Genomic DNA, 15320 nt, shown 5'->3' on the forward strand with positions numbered 1-15320 from the left:
TGTGTGCACTTTTCACAACCGACTTTTTATTTTGGAATGGGCCAATGCGATGGAGGAAGACGACATTCTGGTGACCGGCGCCTCCGGATTTGTCGGCTCGGCGGTCGTGCGGCAGGCGCTCGAACGCGGCATGCGCGTGCGCGTGCTGATGCGGCCCTCGAGTCCACGCCGGAATGTGCAAGGGTTGCCCGTACGGGTAGTAGCGGGCGATATGCGCGACAAGGCGGTCATGCACGAGGCGATGTCCGGCGTGCGTTATCTCTGCCATGTAGCGGCCGATTACCGCCTGTGGGCGCCCGACAGCGAGGAGATCGTGCGCGCCAATACCGAAGGCACCCGGGCCGTGATGGATGCGGCACTGGCCTGCGGCGTGGAGCGCATTGTCTATACCAGCAGCGTAGCCACCCTGCGCGTCGCCGGCGCTACCGTACCTGTGGCCGAAGATGCGGCGCTGAACCCGGAAGAAGCCATCGGCGCCTACAAGCGCAGCAAGGTGCTGGCCGAGCGGCTGGTGGAGCAGATGGTGGCCGAGCAGGGACTTCCTGCAGTAATCGTGAACCCGTCCACGCCCATCGGGCCGCGCGATGTGCGTCCCACGCCGACCGGCCGCATCATTCTCGAAGCGGCAGCAGGAAAAATGCCGGCCTTTGTCGATACCGGCTTGAATCTTGTTCATGTTGACGACGTGGCCGAGGGCCATTTCCTGGCGCTGGAACGGGGCCGCATTGGCGAGCGCTACATCCTCGGCGGCCAGGACGCGAGCCTGCGCGAACTGCTACGCGAAATTGCTGTGCTGAGCGGACGCAAGCCGCCATCGGTCGAGTTGCCGCGCTGGCCGCTGTATCCGCTGGCGCATCTGGCCGAAGGCATGGCGCGGCTGACGGGGCGCGAGCCTTTCCTGACTGTCGATGGCCTGAAGATGTCGCGCTACCGCATGTTCTTCACTTCCGCAAAAGCCGGGCAGGAGCTCGGTTACGCGCCGCGCCCGTATGCACAAGGCTTGAGCGATGCGCTGGGCTGGTTCCGCAATGCGGGATATCTACAGTAGCTTCGCCGCCAGCCGCGCCAGCCGCGGCACCGTGTTGGGACGCAGCAGGCGCGCGTCGTAGCCGGCCATGCGGCGCTCGTTTTCGCTCAGGCAGAGTTCAATCAGCGCTTTCGGCGACAGCGGCTCGGCCACGGCGGCGGAACCGGTCATTGTGAAGTTAGCGTCGTTTGCCGTGCCATCGGTATCGATGCCGCGCGCGATGCCGATGCGCTCCCAGATCAGGAAAGCCCATACGCGCAATACCTTGAGCGTGTAGACGGGGCGGCGCCACCATGGCAGCTGGCGCTTGTACCAGGCGGCCCAGTTGACGAAGAAAAGAATGTGGCGGCCTTCTTCCTGGATCACCGGTTCGAAAGTTTCCACCAGCTCGGAGGGGAAGAAGCCGGAGCGCTTCGCGGCGGCAAAGAGGCCAAAGGCGAAGAAGCTGTCGATGCATTCGCTGTAGCCGGTGACGAGCCAGCCCCATTCCGGATCATCGGGCGGCGGATAGTCCGGTTCGGGCGCGAGCTCGATGCCGTAGGCTTCCACCAGCTTCGAGAGCACGGTCTTGTGGCGCGCTTCCTCGTCCGCATCCATTTCCAGCGCGCGGCGCAGCAGCGGGTCTTGCACGGTGGCGGCAAAGGTCTTGACGCGGATCGAGGCGCGGCCTTCGGTCTGCACGGCGATGTCCCAGATCGGCAGCGAGGTCACGCGGTGCAGGGCTTCGGGTTCGAGCTTCGGCCAGTCGATGACGGCGGGCTTGTAGGGATTGTGGGTCTGGAGCAGCAGTTCGCAGAACATGCGCAGATGGCGCTCGGAGCCGGGCTTGACGGGATCGGGCGACGGGTCCGCCCAGTTGCGCATCGCGTGATCGGCCTGCAAGGCTTGCGTGTGATCGACCATCAGACTGCCTCCTGTGTGGATTGGCTTACTGTCGGATGGATTGTACAGCGGCTTTCAGGAATTTTTTTCCCGCGTCGAGCACTTCCTGTTGCGCGGCTTCCGTCGGCATGGCGCGCGCCATCAGCACGGTGCCGACCAGCTGGCTGACGAAGGCCCAGGCCAGGGCTTCGCTGCCCAGCCTTGCAGACAGCATTTCCACGCATTTGCGGCTCTCGCGTTCGAAGATGGCCTTGATGTCCTCGCCGGCGCGGCCGATTTCGGCGCCAATGGCGGGGACCATGCAGCCCGTGGCGGGACGCTGCACGTGGCTGCGGCTTAGATAGCGGTCCAGTTCGAAATCGAGCCAGGCGCCGGGTTCGTTGTGCGGATTTTTTTCCCAGATGCCGCGCAAGCCGGTCATTTCGCTTTCGACCAGCGCCTTCAACAGTTCATTCTTCGAGGAAAAATTACTGTAGAAAGCGCCGCTGGTCACGCCGGACGCAGCCATCAGCGCGTCGACGCCCGTTGCGGAAAAACCATTGTTTTTGATGACCTCACCGCTAGTCTTGAGTAATTCCTTGCGCCGTTCTTCCTTGTATCCGGCTGGGTATCGCATGTCTCCTCCACTCCTGTCAGTGAAGATTTTACTGGTACAGCGGATTTTCCTGGACGTAGACGCGCACTCCCTGTGCATTCAGGCCCGGTGCGATTGTCGAAAGGTCCACAACGGTCGCGCCAGGGTAGGTGTTGAAGTGCCAGGTCACGGAATCGGAGCCGTTGCTGAATTCGATGGTTTCGCCATCGGCGACATTCACATAGCGGGTCCCGCTGCTGAGGTCGATCTTGCGGCTGGCGGTGCCGGCCGCGGCGATGTTGCCATAGTCGCCCGCAGTGGCGTACGGGGCGCTGGCCAGCGCAGTGCCGGCGGTAGCGGCAATAAGCAGGGCGGCAGCAGTCAGTTTCAGGGTTTTCATGATGTTTCTCCTTTCTCGTGGATTGAGAATCGTTGTGTGTGTTTCGAAGGAGTCAACACGGGAATTAGAGTGGTCCGCGTCGACAACGCAGGCATGATAGCATAACGATCGTTATCTAATCGGTGGAGGCTTTATGAGCACGCTGTACCTGGAAGACCTGGCACCCGGCCAGAAATACCAATCCGGCAAGTTGACGGTGGATACGGACCAGATCAAGACCTTCGCCGGGCAATACGATCCGCAGCCCTTCCACCTGGACGAGGCGGCCGCGCAGGAGACGATCTTCCGCGGCCTGGCGGCGAGCGGCTGGCATACGGCGGCGCTGACCATGCGCCTGATGGTGCAGGGCGAGTTCCGTCTGGCTGGCGGCATCGTCGGTGCGGGCTTCGAGGAAATGCGCTGGCCGCAACCGGTGCGGCCGGGCGACGAGCTGCGGGTGGAGAACGAGGTGCTCGAAGTGCGTGCTTCGAAATCGCGGCCGGAGCAGGGCGTGATCAAGGTGCGCTGCACGACTTTCAACCAGCGCAATGAACCGGTGCAGGTCTTTGTCGGCAACCTGATCGTGCAACGCCGACAGTAACAGGAGTCTTCGATGAATGAATTTGTAAAAGCGGTGCTTGCTGCACATGGTGGCCTGGAGCGATTCAGGCAGTTCAATACGGTTAGTGTGGAAGTGGTCAGCGGCGGCGGCCTGTGGCCCCTGAAGGGCCTGATGATGGATTCAATGCCGCGCAGGCAGACAGTGTCGCTGCACGAGGAATTCGCTTCGGTAACGCCCTTCGGCCAGCCGAACTGGCGCACGAATTTCCGTCCGGAGCGCGTTGCAATCGAAACCACGGATGGCGAAATCGTCAAGGAACTCGCCGATCCGCGCACGGCCTTCGCTGGGCACACGATGAACACGCCGTGGAACCCGCTGCACCGTGCTTACTTCAACGGCTATGCGATGTGGACGTATCTGACTTCGCCGTTCCTGCTGGCGATGCCGGGCTTTGAAGTGGAAGAGAGTGCGTCCATCGAGGAGGACGGCGAGCAGTGGCGCGGCCTGCGAGTGCGCTTCCCGCAGCACATCGCCAGCCACAGCGAGTACCAGGACTTCTACTTTGGTCCCGACCTGCTGCTGCGCCGGCATGATTACCACGTCGACGTCGCCGGCTCCTTCCCCGCAGCGCAGTACATCGACGGCCATATTGAAGTGCAGGGCCTGATGATGCCGACCCGCCGCCGCGCTTATGTGCGCGGGCCGGACATGAAGGCGGTGCGCGACCTGCTGATGGTATCCATCGACTTCAACGGCTACGAATTCAGGGATTGACCAGGGTTCTTACCGGGTCCACGCGGTCCACGCACGCCCGGCGATGCCATACTGCGCAAATTCCGCCGCTGCTGCGGTGCGGTTTTTCGACGGGTTTCTTCTGCAATGGAGGAATTAATGGAAAAGCAAGTGGTGCTGGTAACAGGGGCGTCGTCCGGCATGGGCAGGGATTTTGCGCTGCGCCTTCTCGCCGAGGGATACGTGGTCTATGGGGCGGCGCGCCGTGCAGGGCGCATGCAGGAAATCCGCGACGCGGGCGGCTTCGTGCTGAGCATGGACGTGACCGATGAGGCGTCGATGGCGGCTGGCGTGGATGACATCATCCGCCGCCATGGGCGCATTGATGTGCTGATCAACAGCGCTGGCTATGGCCAGTATGGCGCGCTGGAAGATGTGCCTCTGGACGAAGCGCGGCGGCAGATGGAGATCAATCTCTTCGGGCTGGCGCGCCTTACCCAGATTTGCCTGCCGCATATGCGCTCACGGAAATTCGGCAAGATCTTCAACATTTCCTCCATCGCCGGCAGGTTCGCCGCGCCCCTGGGCGGCTGGTATCACGCTTCGAAGTTCGCGCTGGAAGCCTATTCCGACACGCTGCGGCTTGAGACTGCGCCTTTCGGCATTGACGTGGTGGTGATCCAGCCCGGCGGCATCCAAAGCGAATGGGCGGACATCGCGGCCGAAGAGGCGCAGCGCCTGTCCGGGCGCGGTGTCTATGCTGGGCTGGTCGCGAAGTTGTTCAAGCTGCAGGCCAGCCAGTCGAAAGGATCGGCCCCGCGCGTGATTTCGGATCTCATCGTGAAGGCGCTAAAGGCGAGGAAACCGAAGACGCGCTATCACGCTGGCTTCATGGCTTCCCCCGTATTATTCCTGCGCTCCCTTTTGTCGGACCGCATGTTCGACCGCATGCTGATGCTGGCGCTGAAATGATGCGGCCGGCGACTGCGAACGATCAGCCCTGGTAGAGCGGGTTGTCCTGCACGTACACGCGCACGCCCTGGGCGTTCAATTGCGGCGCGATGGATTGCAGGTCGACGCCGGTCTGGCCGGGGAAGGTGTCGAAGTGCCAGATCACGGAATCGGAGCCGTTGCTGAATTCAATCGTTTCGCCGTTGGTCACGTTGACGGAGTGGACGCCGGACTGCAAATCGACCTTGCGGGTTGCGGCGCCGGCGGTGACGGCGTTGCCGTAATCGGCGGGATTGCCCTGCGGGCCCTGGGCAAAGGCGCTGCCGGCGGTGGTGGCGATGAGCAGGGCGGCGGCGGTCAGTTTGATGCTTTTCATGATGTTTCTCCTTGAGTGTGTGTTGAGTGCTGCGATGGAGACCATCTTAGAAAACCGGCGCTGACCAAGTCATGACTGGACTATTACGAACTGATGACAATTCATTTGTAATGCCGTCGTAATCAGTTTGTTGGTACCGTTTCTCTACACTGGGGCCACCCACACAACAGGGAGACAATTCATGAACAAATACATCGCCGGCCTGGCGCTCTGCCTTGCGGCAGCGGCGGCATCCGCGCAGGAGGCTCACCATCATCACGGCGCGGCAAGCCAGTCCGCCACGCCGGTCTTCACGGCCACCACGGCCAAACCCTTTGCAGCCCTGATGGATGACGCCATGGCCGTCATGGACGATGGCATGACGCGCGCGCCCATGAATGGCCAAAGCGAGCACGATTTCATGAGCATGATGATTCCGCACCACCAGGGCGCGATCGACATGGCCAAGGCCGTGCTCCTCTACAGCAAGGACCCTGAGGTACGCAATCTGGCACTGGGAATCATCGCCGAGCAGCAGAACGAGATCAGGCAGATGCAAGCCTGGCTTGCCCGTCACAATCCAAAACCAGAGGACTCGCATGAACATCACTAAGTACACGCTGATTGCCGCCGTCACCGCGCTTGCCCTGCCTGCCGCATTTGCCGCACCGTCGCCGCAGGACCGCGTCTATACGGCGGACCAGAACAGCAATACCGTTTCCGTCTTCAACCCGGCCAGCAATACGCTGGTGGGGCAGATCCGCCTCGGCAATCCGCGGCCGGATGTGCTGTCGCCGCTGTACAAGGGTGAGATCAATGTGCATGGCCTGGGCTTTTCGCCGGACCACAAGACGCTGGTCGTGATCTCCACCGGTTCCAACTCGGCGACCTTCATCGATACGGCGACCAACAAGGTCAAAGGCAAGACTTATGTGGGCCGTTCGCCGCACGAGGGCTTCTTCACCGCGGACGGCAAGGAAGTGTGGGTCGTGGTGCGCGGCGAGGATTACATCTCGGTGATCGATCCGCAGACGTTCAAGGAAACGGGCCGCATCAAGACCGAAGTGGGGCCGGGCATGGTGCAGTTCCATCCGGATGGCAAGCTGGCCTTGGTTGTGTCCAGCTTCACGCCGACTGTCGATATCATCGATGTGAAGACGAAGCAGATCGTGAAGCGGATTTCGGTGACGAGCCCCTTTTCACCCTTCCTGCAATTCACGCCCGACTTCCGCGAGATCTGGATGACGCACAAGGACGTGGGCAAGGTCACGCGCATTGATACGCGCACACTGGAAGTCACGGGCGTGATCGATACGGGCTTCATCACCAACCATCTGGCTTTCGCCAGGGTGAATGGCCGCACGCTGGCCTATGTGACGATCGGCGGCGAAAACGCGGTGAAGGTCTACACGACGGACAAGGATGGGAAGCTGCAAGCGGCCATTCCCACCGGCGCCCTGCCGCACGGCATCTGGAGTTCGGATGACTTCAGCCGCGTCTACACAGGCATGGAGAATGGCGATGGCGTGCAGGTGATCGACCCGGCCGTCAACAAAATCATCGCGACGATACCGGGCGGGCAGGCGCCGCAGGCGCTGGTATATGTGTCCCACGCCGTGCCGCAAGGGGAGGGCAAGGAGAATCTCGTGCCGCGCACGAACAAGGATTCAGTGAATATCAGCCTGCACGCGACGCAGGGCGAAGCGCGCGGCTTTATCGTGTCGCGCAACCTGGGCCTGGTGGACGCGCTGGAGGTCTCATTGTTCAAGCTGAAGCCGGATACGGAATACAGCGTCTACCTGAATGGGGTATCAACGCCGGTAGGCAGCTTCAAGACGAACGACAAGGGCATGGCGAACGGCACGATGATCGGCCCCGTGCGCGAACTTGCCAGGGAGGGCGCGGCGGCTGCGCACGGCGGTGAAGTGCTCGTCATGGAAGGCAGCAGTGCACCCGATGCCGCGAAGGCCGTGCTGACGGCGGTCCGCTAGCGGCTATGATCCGGCGAACGGCGTTCCGAACAGGCCCACGGCGAGTTCCAGCCAGACCAGCACCAGGACCGCCGTCACGCCCAGGCCCACGGCGAGGCGGCGGGACGGCAGCTGCCTCGCCACGAATACATAGGCCAGCGCAGCGCCGACCAGCAGGATGCCGCCGACGACGAAGTCCGCCAGCGTCCACGCCACTTCGTCCGTGAACTGCATGGCGATCAGCGGTACAAGCAATATGGAAGCCGCTCCCATCACAATCATCTTTTCCTTGCCGCGCATAGCGCCTCCTGAGGATGTCGATGAGATAACTATAGGACGGAATCATGAAGCCTTCATGCGTTTTGTGTGAAGCATTCGATTAACCTCGCTTTACCACGATTAACCTCCGCTCCGGTACCGAAAGACTATTCTGCTCTGCGGGCTATCCCGCAACGTCTTTAAGGAGCTGACTGAATGTCAACCAATACCGAAGCCAGATTGTTTTCTCCAACCACCATTGGCGCGATCGGCGTCGTCAACCGTGTCGCCATGGCGCCGCTGACCCGTTCGCGCGCCGACATGGAAGGCGTGCATTCCGAACTCGCCATCGAGTACTACCGCCAGCGCGCGACCGCCTGGCTGATTATCAGCGAAGCCACGAATATCTCGCGTGAAGGACGCGGCTATGCTTTCACGCCCGGCATTTATACCGACGAACACGTGGCGTCCTGGCGCCGTATCACCGATGCGGTGCATGAAGCTGGCGGGAAGATTGTCTGCCAGCTGTGGCATGTGGGACGCATGTCGCACGTGAGCCTGCAGGAAAATGGCGCGGCGCCGGTAGCGCCGTCCGCGATCCAGGCAGACGAGCAGGTATTCCTGGAAAGCCAGACCGTGGAGCGTCCGTCGATGCCGCGCGCATTGGAAACGGCGGAGATCCAGCGCCTGGTGGAGGATTACCGGAATGCCGCGCGCCGTGCCATGGAAGCCGGCTTCGACGGCGTAGAAGTGCATGCGGCCAACTGCTATCTGCTGGAACAGTTCATCCGCGACAGCACCAACAAGCGTACCGACCAATATGGCGGCCCGGTCGAGAACCGTACGCGCCTGCCGATCGAGGTGATCACCGCCGTGGCCGAAGTGTGGGGCGCCGATCGTGTCGGCGTACGCCTGTCGCCGATTACCCGCGCCGTGGGCGATACGCCGCTGGACAGCGATCCGGAAGGCACATACTTCTATCTCGCCGGGCAGCTGGGCAAGCTTGGCCTGGCCTATCTGCACTGCGTGGAAGGACAGACCCGCGGCGACAACGGCGCCGGCGATTTCGACTTCAAGCGCCTGCACGCAAAGTTCGGCGGCAAGTACATTGCCAATAACAGCTACGACCGCCAGATGGCTATCGATGCTGCGGAATCGGGACACGCGGACATGGTCGCATTCGGCCGTCCGTTCATCTCCAACCCGGACCTCGTTGCACGCCTGCGCCTTGATGCGCCGCTGGCGGAAGCCAACCGCGATACTTTCTACGGTGGCGGCGCCGGTGGCTACACCGACTATCTACCGCTGGCTGACGCGGCCTGATAATCAGGTGGTACGAAGCGGCAGGGCGCAAGTCCCGCCGCTTTTTTTTCCTCACGGATGGCGTTGTTCGTTGGCGTCGGCCAGCGCCATTTAGTAGCCTGATTAGCGAAATCTCCGACGGAATATCGACGACTAGCGGCTCTCGGTGCGGCGTGCGCGCCGGGCCCGCTTAGAGGCTGGCTTCGAGAATGCGGCGGCTGACGTCCAACGTCACGCCCTGCCGCTCGCCAAGGGCGGTCATGCCATGCGCCTCAAGCTGCGCGATCACGGCATCGATGTGCTCCGCGCCGACGCCATAGTCGCGCAGGTGTGTCGGAACGCCCAGGCTTTCGAAGAAGCCGCGTGTTGCCGCAATGGCTGCGTCGATGCGTTCCGCCTCGCTTCCCTCGGTAATATTCCAGACGCGCTCCGCGTATTGCAGCAGCCTGGCGCGCTTCGCGTCGCGCCGCACCAGCATGGCCGCAGGCAGCACAGTGGCGAGCGTGCGGGCATGTTCGATACCGTGCAGCGCGGTCAGTTCATGGCCGATCATGTGTGTGGACCAGTCTTCCGGCACGCCGGCGGCGATGAGGCCATTCAGTGCCAGGGTGGCTGACCACATCAGGTTGGCGCGCGCCTCATAGTTTTCATCCGGTGTCAGCACTTGCGGGGCGATCTCCACCAGGGTTTGCAGCAGGCCTTCCGAGATGCGGTCCTGCACCCTGGCGTCGACCGGATAGGTCAGGTACTGCTCCATGACGTGCGTAAACGCGTCCACCAAGCCGTTGGCGAGCTGCCGCGACGGCAAGGTATAGGTCATGGTGGGATCGAGGATGGAGAAGCGCGGATAAACGTGGGGGCTCGAGAAAACCAGTTTTGCCTGCGTCGACTTTCTTGTAATCACAGCGCCGCGATTCATTTCCGAACCGGTCGCGGGCAGCGTCAGCACCGCGCCGAAGGGGACTGCCTGCGTGACGGCCGCGCCATGGGTTTCCATGATTCGCCAGGGATCCCCGTCGTAGGCCGCGGCGGCGGCCACGAACTTGGCGCCGTCGATTACCGAGCCCCCACCCACAGCCAGCAGGAAGTCGAGCTTCTTGTCGCGCACCATTTCGACGGCGCCCATCAGGGTCTCGAAGCTGGGATTGGGCTCGATGCCGCCAAATTCAAAGACAACGCGGGAGCCGAGCGCCTCGTGCACTTGTCCAAGGACGCCATTGCGGCGCGCGCTTTCGCCGCCATACAGGACCAGCGCGCGGGCGCCGGATGGGACCAGTTCATTAATCCGCCCGATAGTCTCGCGTCCAAAAACAATGCGGGTAGGGTTGTGTAATTCGAAATTCAGCATATCTTTCTCAAAGGTGATGAATGTCCCGAAGCCTCATGCTCCGGGTTCCGACAGCGTAATGACGCATCGTGGCGAGCAGAAGTTAAGAAAGGTAAATCTCCTCGCCCGCACCTTTGCTTAAATTAACCGCGCTTTAACCAATGGCTTCTTTCAGCTGGGATAGCCTGTTATCTGCGCCATCACGACGGTGGCATGAACCTGACTATATTGAGGAAACGACCATGGAAATTGAGCAGGAAAAAACTGACGCTCCGCACGACGCACGCCGCCGTGAATTGATCCGCGCCGCAGGACTTGCGGCGGTGGCAAGCGTCGCAGGAGTTTCGACATTTGCGCCGCCGGCGGCAAAGGCGGCGCCAGTGGGAAGCCGTGGCGTGCTGGGTGCAAGGCTGCAGGGCGCGCAGCATTTCGGCATCACCGTGCAAAATATGGACCGTGCCTACGAGTTCTACACCCAGGTACTGGGCGGCACCGAAATCATGCGCGATGGCGACTTCCAGGGCGATGTCATTCACAACACGCTGTTGCTGGTGGAAGAGCTGGAGGCGGCGGAGCGCCACGTCAATCCGCGCACGCTCGGCATTCCCGACCTGCGCGGCGGCGCGCAGCGGCTGGATGTGCGCTTCATCCAGTTCGACAATGTCGTCATCGAGCTGCTGCAGTATCGCGACAGCAGCCAGCCGCAGGGCAGCGGCGCAAGCTTCGCGCCGCCGCATGAGAACACCAGCCCGGCGTTCCCGAAATCGATGCACGTCTGCTTCTATATTCGCGACGATGTCGACTTCAACCAGTTCGTGCGCGATCTGGAGGCGGAGGCGGCGAAACGCGGCATGATCAATGTGAAGGCGAACCGCATCGTCTCGTCGCCCAGCGAGCAGGAACGCCAGCGCGCGCCTTTGAATACCTTGACCAACCGTATCACCAGCGGCAAGTCGGACGGATGGACGCTGATCTATGCGAAAGGCCCCGAAGGCGAGCAGCTTGAGTTCGTGCAGGTGCGCGGACAGGCTAAAAAGGTGTTTGGCGAAGCCTATGAAGCGCGCCGCCGGCAGGCAGGCTGACGCGGGCGGCTGCGACGTTCTTCACGCGGATGCGCGGTCCAGCAGGCCGCGCGCCGTGCGCAAGTCGGCAGTTTCGAAGCCTTCGCTGAAGCGCTTGAATACGGCGCGCAGCAGTTCTATCGAGTCTGCCCTGTCGCATTGCCGCGCCTTCAGGTGCGCAAGGTTGTTCGCCGCGCGAAGTTCCCACGATGGCGCTCCTTGCTGCCTTGCCAGGTCCAGCGCCTGGCGATAAAGCTGTTCGGCGAGAGGAGGGGCCTGTTCCTCCAGAAGATGTCCTTTTATTCGCAGCAGCTCGGCATGGTTCCATCTCGCTGCACCCGCCTCACAGAGCGCCAGCGCCTCCTCGATCAGGGCAAGGCCGGCATCGCGTTGCCCCTGATCGCCCAGGATGGAGGCCAGCAGGCCCAGGTGGCTGGTCAACTGCATGCGATATCCCCCCGCCTGCAACTGCTTGACGGAGGCGTGCAGGAGTGCGAGTCCGGCGGGCTCGCCGCGCAGGGCGCGCAATGTCGCATCGAGGCAGTTTCTCAAAGTCTCCCACAAGGTTTGTGCATGCCTGGCCAGGTAGCCGGATAATTCTTCCAGTAGCGCTTCGGCTGCCGCGTAATCGCCCAGCTGCTGGGCGAGCGGGAATGCGGCGCCCGAAATGGCGTTCATCAGGGATTCCGGGTGGCCGGCATCATCACGCGCCTCCTGCAGCGCCGCCTGCATTGCCTGTGTCGCCTGGTCCGGGAAGCCTTGCAGCCAGAGCACCTCGGCCAGTGTCGCCAGCGCCGCGCTGCGCTGGTTCAGCTGAAATCGCCCCATCAGCGAGCTGCCGAGCGGTACGGAATACTGCTGCAACATCGCTTCCAGATGCTTGCGCGCGGCATGCTGGTCGCCGGCGTAATGCAGTGCGGTGCCGACCAGGCGCTCCATGCCGACCAAAGCTGCATGGTCGCCGTTACTTGCCGCTATCGCGCTGAAGCGCTTTGCCAGGGCGGACACCGTGCCGGCTTCGCCGCAATAGCTGCGATAGACGGCCATGCCCCATAACGCCAGCTGCTGGTACTTGGGATCCCCATGTGTGTCCGCCAGCTCAAGGACGCGTGTCCACGCTTCATATATGGCCGGCACGGGGCCGGACGCATAGAGGGTGGCCGTCGCCATGGCCGCCCGCAGCTTCATTTCGTCGCGTTCGCTCAGCGGAGCGCCGGAGAGCGCCAGCTCCACGGAACGGCAGCACTCTTCCGGCAACAACAGCTGCATCCACAGCGGCACCGCGGCGATCGTCAGGGCGGCACCAACAGAGGCGTCGCCTTCAGGTGAAAAGGCCCACGAGAGTGCCTTGCGCACGTCATCGAGGCAGCGGCCATCGCTCTCCGCACCGGTGTGCTCAAGCGAGGCGCGAAGGAATTCCACGTGGCGCTTTTGCATGGCCGCCATCTCGCCACGCAGTTCAAGCTTGTTCCTTGCGTGAGCGCGCGTGGTGTCGAGCAGCCGGTAACAGACGCGCGGCCCGCCAATGTCCACCGACAGCAGGGATTTATGCACCAGGTTCGCCACGCCGTCGATGACGGTGTTGGCGTCGTCCATCAGGTCCGCACAGAACTTCGTTGCGGCATCGAGCGTGAAACTGTCCGAAAACAGGGAGAGGGCGCACAGCAGGATTCGCTCATTTTCCGGCAGCAGCTCATAGCTCCAGTCCAGGGCAGCGTCCAGTGAACGATGGCGTTCGACGGAAGAGCGCTGGCCGCGCTTGAGCAGCAGGAAGCGGTCGTCCAGGCGCGCCGCGAGTTCGTGCACACCGAATGCATCCATGCGTGTAGCGGCCAGCTCGATCGCAAGCGCGATGCCTTCCAGCCGGCGGCAGATCTCGGCCACGGCAGGCACGTCGGCGTCGGTCAGCAGATATTCTTCCAGCGATTGGGACGCGCGCAAGGCGAAGAGTGCGATGGCCGGATACTCCAGGGCCTGAGCAGCTGTCAGCATTTCCTCGCGCGACGGAAATTCGAGCGCAGGCAGGCGGTAGACATGCTCGCCGGGAACCCTTAGCGGCTCGCGGCTCGTGGTAAGCACCTGGATTCCTGGCGCGCTGGCGGTGATGCTGGAGACGAGTATCGCAGCAGCGTCGATCACGTGTTCGCAGCTGTCGAGCACCAGCAGGAGCTGCCGTTCGTGCAGGCTGGCCAGCAAGACCGGCATGCCGTCGCCGGAATGGATGGAGAGACCGAGGGCAGTGGCAACGGCACCCGTCAGGAACTGTGGGCCGGACAAAGGCGCGAGGTCCACAAAACAGACATCGATACCGGCTTGCGCGATGTAGCTCTCGGCCAATTGCAGCACCAGCGTGGACTTGCCGATGCCGCCCGGCCCCACGATGCTCACCAGCCGCGATTGCTCCATCATGCGCAGCAGCGCGGCGACATTTTCCTCCCGGCCAACCATGCGAGTCGAGGGTAGCGGCAGCTTGTTGCTCTGCTCCCAGCAGGCCGGCAGCGGCAATGTGGACGCTGGCTTGTTCTGCTGGATCACCGGAGCTACGAAGCGGTAGCCCCTGCCGCTGACTGTTGCGATGTACTGGCTTTCGCGCCCGCCGTCCGACAGCGCCCGGCGCAGCGCCGCGATATGGACTTTAAGATTGCTTTCCTCGACCACGGTCCTGGGCCACACACGCGCGAACAGATCCCGTTTGCTGACAATCTCGCCCGGCTGTCCGACCAGGACTTCCAGGATCGCCAGCGCCCGGCCTCCGACACGCAGCGGCGTCTCTTCGCACAGCAGGAGCTGCTGGCCGGGGATGAAGTGGAAGGGACCGAAAAAATATTCCTTTTCCACCGAGGGCGTCGGATTATCGGGTGTCATGAGCGTACGCCAGAGGGCATCTGGCGTAATCATCTCACAACCCGGAGCCAGGGTTACCGGCTTCCCAGTTCGTGCATGGGCACGCGGCAGGTTTCGCGCGCGCTCCACACGGACAGGGCGGAAATCGCGGAAGTGCAGGTGACGAAGGCCGCCACCGGCACCCAGCCCATGGCATCCGGACGCAGGATGGCGGCGCTGATGGTCGGCGCGAAGCCGCCCAGTGCGAAGCCGATCTGGGTGCCGATCGCCATGCCGGAAAGCCGTACTCGGGTGCTGAACATTTCGCCGTACAGCGCCGGCCAGACGCCATTGGCGGCGCTGTACACGATGCCGGACAGCAGCAGACCAAACACATAGATCAGCGGGATATTCACGATGCTGATCGCCCACATATAGGGCCAGATCAGGGCCGCCGAGCCGAGCGCGCCGAAGATGAACACCGGGCGGCGGCCGATGCGGTCGGACAGCGCTGCAAAGGCTGGAATCGCGCCGAGCGCCAGCACGTTCGCCAGCACCAGCACCGTCAGCATGGTGGAGCGGGGGATGTGCATGGTGTTGACGGCGTAGGACAGCGTGAACACGCTGAAGATCGTGCTCACCACCGACACCAGCGCGGCGAAGATCACGCGCAGCAGGTTGGCCTTGTGTTGCTGGAACAGCACGGCCAGCGGCAGCTTGTCCGACTTGTGCGAAGTATCCTCCTCGAAGGCCGGCGTTTCCGGCAGCGTGCGGCGGACCCAGAAGCCGACAATCACGACCACCGCGCTGAGGAAGAAGGGAATGCGCCAGCCCCAGGCCAGCAATTGCTCTTCCGGCAGCGCCGACACGGGCAGGAAGACCAGCGTGGCCAGGATCAGACCCGCCTGCGTGCCGCTCAGCGTGAAGCTGGTGAAGAAGGCGCGGCGATTGGACGGCGCGTGCTCCAGCGTCATCGAGTTGGCGCCGGCCTGCTCGCCGGCGGCGGACACGCCCTGCAGCATGCGCAGCACCACCAGCATGATGGGCGAAGCGATCCCCGCCTGGTCATAGGTGGGCAGCATGCCAACCAGGAAAGTTGAGACGCCCATCAGCAGCA

16 protein-coding genes are annotated in these 15320 nt (G+C 62.7%); 8 read left to right on the forward strand and 8 right to left on the reverse strand.

The genetic code is table 11. The features are described 5' to 3' along the window. Positions 1–49 precede the first annotated feature (49 nt). A complete protein-coding gene (gene hpnA, locus ACHMW6_RS05060; protein ID WP_395406071.1) occupies positions 50–1048 on the forward strand; it encodes a hopanoid-associated sugar epimerase in 999 nt (332 codons plus the stop codon). Here hpnA and ACHMW6_RS05065 read toward each other — a convergent pair. From ACHMW6_RS05065 to ACHMW6_RS05075, 3 genes are read right to left on the reverse strand one after another with little or no spacing between them, the layout of a single operon-like run. Beyond that, on the reverse strand, positions 1040–1930 hold the full coding sequence (locus ACHMW6_RS05065; RefSeq protein WP_395406072.1) for a ferritin-like domain-containing protein: 891 nt from the start codon (positions 1928–1930) through the stop codon (positions 1040–1042). The two genes, hpnA and ACHMW6_RS05065, sit on opposite strands and share 9 nt — an antisense overlap. Positions 1931–1955: 25 nt before the next feature. Beyond that, positions 1956–2525, reverse strand: coding sequence for a TetR/AcrR family transcriptional regulator (locus ACHMW6_RS05070; RefSeq protein ID WP_395406073.1), 570 nt, complete (start codon positions 2523–2525; stop codon positions 1956–1958). Between the two features lie 28 nt (positions 2526–2553). Next, positions 2554–2883, reverse strand: coding sequence for a CzcE family metal-binding protein (locus ACHMW6_RS05075; protein WP_395406074.1), 330 nt, complete (start codon positions 2881–2883; stop codon positions 2554–2556). Between the two features lie 133 nt (positions 2884–3016). Here ACHMW6_RS05075 and ACHMW6_RS05080 point away from each other — a divergent pair, with 133 nt between their 5' ends. The 3 genes from ACHMW6_RS05080 to ACHMW6_RS05090 all read left to right on the forward strand — a co-directional run bounded on the left by ACHMW6_RS05080 (position 3017) and on the right by ACHMW6_RS05090 (position 5128). After that, positions 3017–3463: a MaoC family dehydratase gene (locus ACHMW6_RS05080; RefSeq protein WP_395406075.1), complete on the forward strand. Its 447-nt coding sequence runs from the start codon at positions 3017–3019 to the stop codon at positions 3461–3463. A gap of 12 nt (positions 3464–3475) precedes the next feature. After that, the gene (locus ACHMW6_RS05085) at positions 3476–4198 is read left to right on the forward strand and encodes a hypothetical protein (RefSeq protein ID WP_395406076.1); all 723 of its coding nucleotides are present in this window, start codon (positions 3476–3478) and stop codon (positions 4196–4198) included. Positions 4199–4315: 117 nt separating this feature from the next. Beyond that, a complete protein-coding gene (locus ACHMW6_RS05090) occupies positions 4316–5128 on the forward strand; it encodes an oxidoreductase (protein ID WP_395406077.1) in 813 nt (270 codons plus the stop codon). 22 nt (positions 5129–5150) lie between these two features. Here ACHMW6_RS05090 and ACHMW6_RS05095 read toward each other — a convergent pair whose 3' ends face one another. Next, the gene (locus tag ACHMW6_RS05095) at positions 5151–5483 is read right to left on the reverse strand and encodes a CzcE family metal-binding protein (protein ID WP_395406078.1); all 333 of its coding nucleotides are present in this window, start codon (positions 5481–5483) and stop codon (positions 5151–5153) included. 181 nt (positions 5484–5664) lie between these two features. Between ACHMW6_RS05095 and ACHMW6_RS05100 the strand changes: the two genes are divergently transcribed. Then, a complete protein-coding gene (locus tag ACHMW6_RS05100) occupies positions 5665–6075 on the forward strand; it encodes a DUF305 domain-containing protein (protein WP_395406079.1) in 411 nt (136 codons plus the stop codon). Continuing rightward, positions 6068–7453 (forward strand): hypothetical protein, encoded by a 1386-nt coding sequence (locus ACHMW6_RS05105; RefSeq protein WP_395408536.1) that lies wholly within the window; start codon positions 6068–6070, stop codon positions 7451–7453. Before ACHMW6_RS05100 ends, ACHMW6_RS05105 begins: the two co-directional genes overlap by 8 nt. A gap of 3 nt (positions 7454–7456) precedes the next feature. Here the strand turns inward: ACHMW6_RS05105 and ACHMW6_RS05110 are convergent, their stop codons facing one another. Continuing rightward, a complete protein-coding gene (locus tag ACHMW6_RS05110) occupies positions 7457–7732 on the reverse strand; it encodes a hypothetical protein (protein WP_395406080.1) in 276 nt (91 codons plus the stop codon). A gap of 174 nt (positions 7733–7906) precedes the next feature. On the opposite strand from ACHMW6_RS05110, the gene ACHMW6_RS05115 reads away from it, so the two are divergent. Beyond that, the gene (locus tag ACHMW6_RS05115; protein WP_395406081.1) at positions 7907–9013 is read left to right on the forward strand and encodes an alkene reductase; all 1107 of its coding nucleotides are present in this window, start codon (positions 7907–7909) and stop codon (positions 9011–9013) included. Positions 9014–9182: 169 nt separating this feature from the next. Here ACHMW6_RS05115 and ACHMW6_RS05120 read toward each other — a convergent pair whose 3' ends face one another. Continuing rightward, entirely contained in the window at positions 9183–10340 is a 1158-nt protein-coding gene (locus tag ACHMW6_RS05120) for an iron-containing alcohol dehydrogenase (RefSeq protein ID WP_395406082.1), read from the reverse strand. A 221-nt stretch (positions 10341–10561) separates the two neighbouring features. Here ACHMW6_RS05120 and ACHMW6_RS05125 point away from each other — a divergent pair, with 221 nt between their 5' ends. Continuing rightward, complete coding sequence (locus tag ACHMW6_RS05125; protein WP_395406083.1) at positions 10562–11401, forward strand: VOC family protein; 840 nt, start codon at positions 10562–10564, stop codon at positions 11399–11401. 21 nt (positions 11402–11422) lie between these two features. On the opposite strand, the gene ACHMW6_RS05130 is transcribed toward ACHMW6_RS05125, so the two are convergent. Continuing rightward, the gene (locus tag ACHMW6_RS05130; protein WP_395406084.1) at positions 11423–14245 is read right to left on the reverse strand and encodes an ATP-binding protein; all 2823 of its coding nucleotides are present in this window, start codon (positions 14243–14245) and stop codon (positions 11423–11425) included. A 53-nt stretch (positions 14246–14298) separates the two neighbouring features. Next, entirely contained in the window at positions 14299–15312 is a 1014-nt protein-coding gene (locus ACHMW6_RS05135) for an MFS transporter (RefSeq protein ID WP_395406085.1), read from the reverse strand. Between the last annotated feature and the right edge of the window lie 8 nt (positions 15313–15320).

Source organism: Pseudoduganella sp. UC29_106, from assembly GCF_044055365.1.
In the GTDB taxonomy this organism is placed as follows: Bacteria; Pseudomonadota; Gammaproteobacteria; order Burkholderiales; family Burkholderiaceae_D; genus Rugamonas.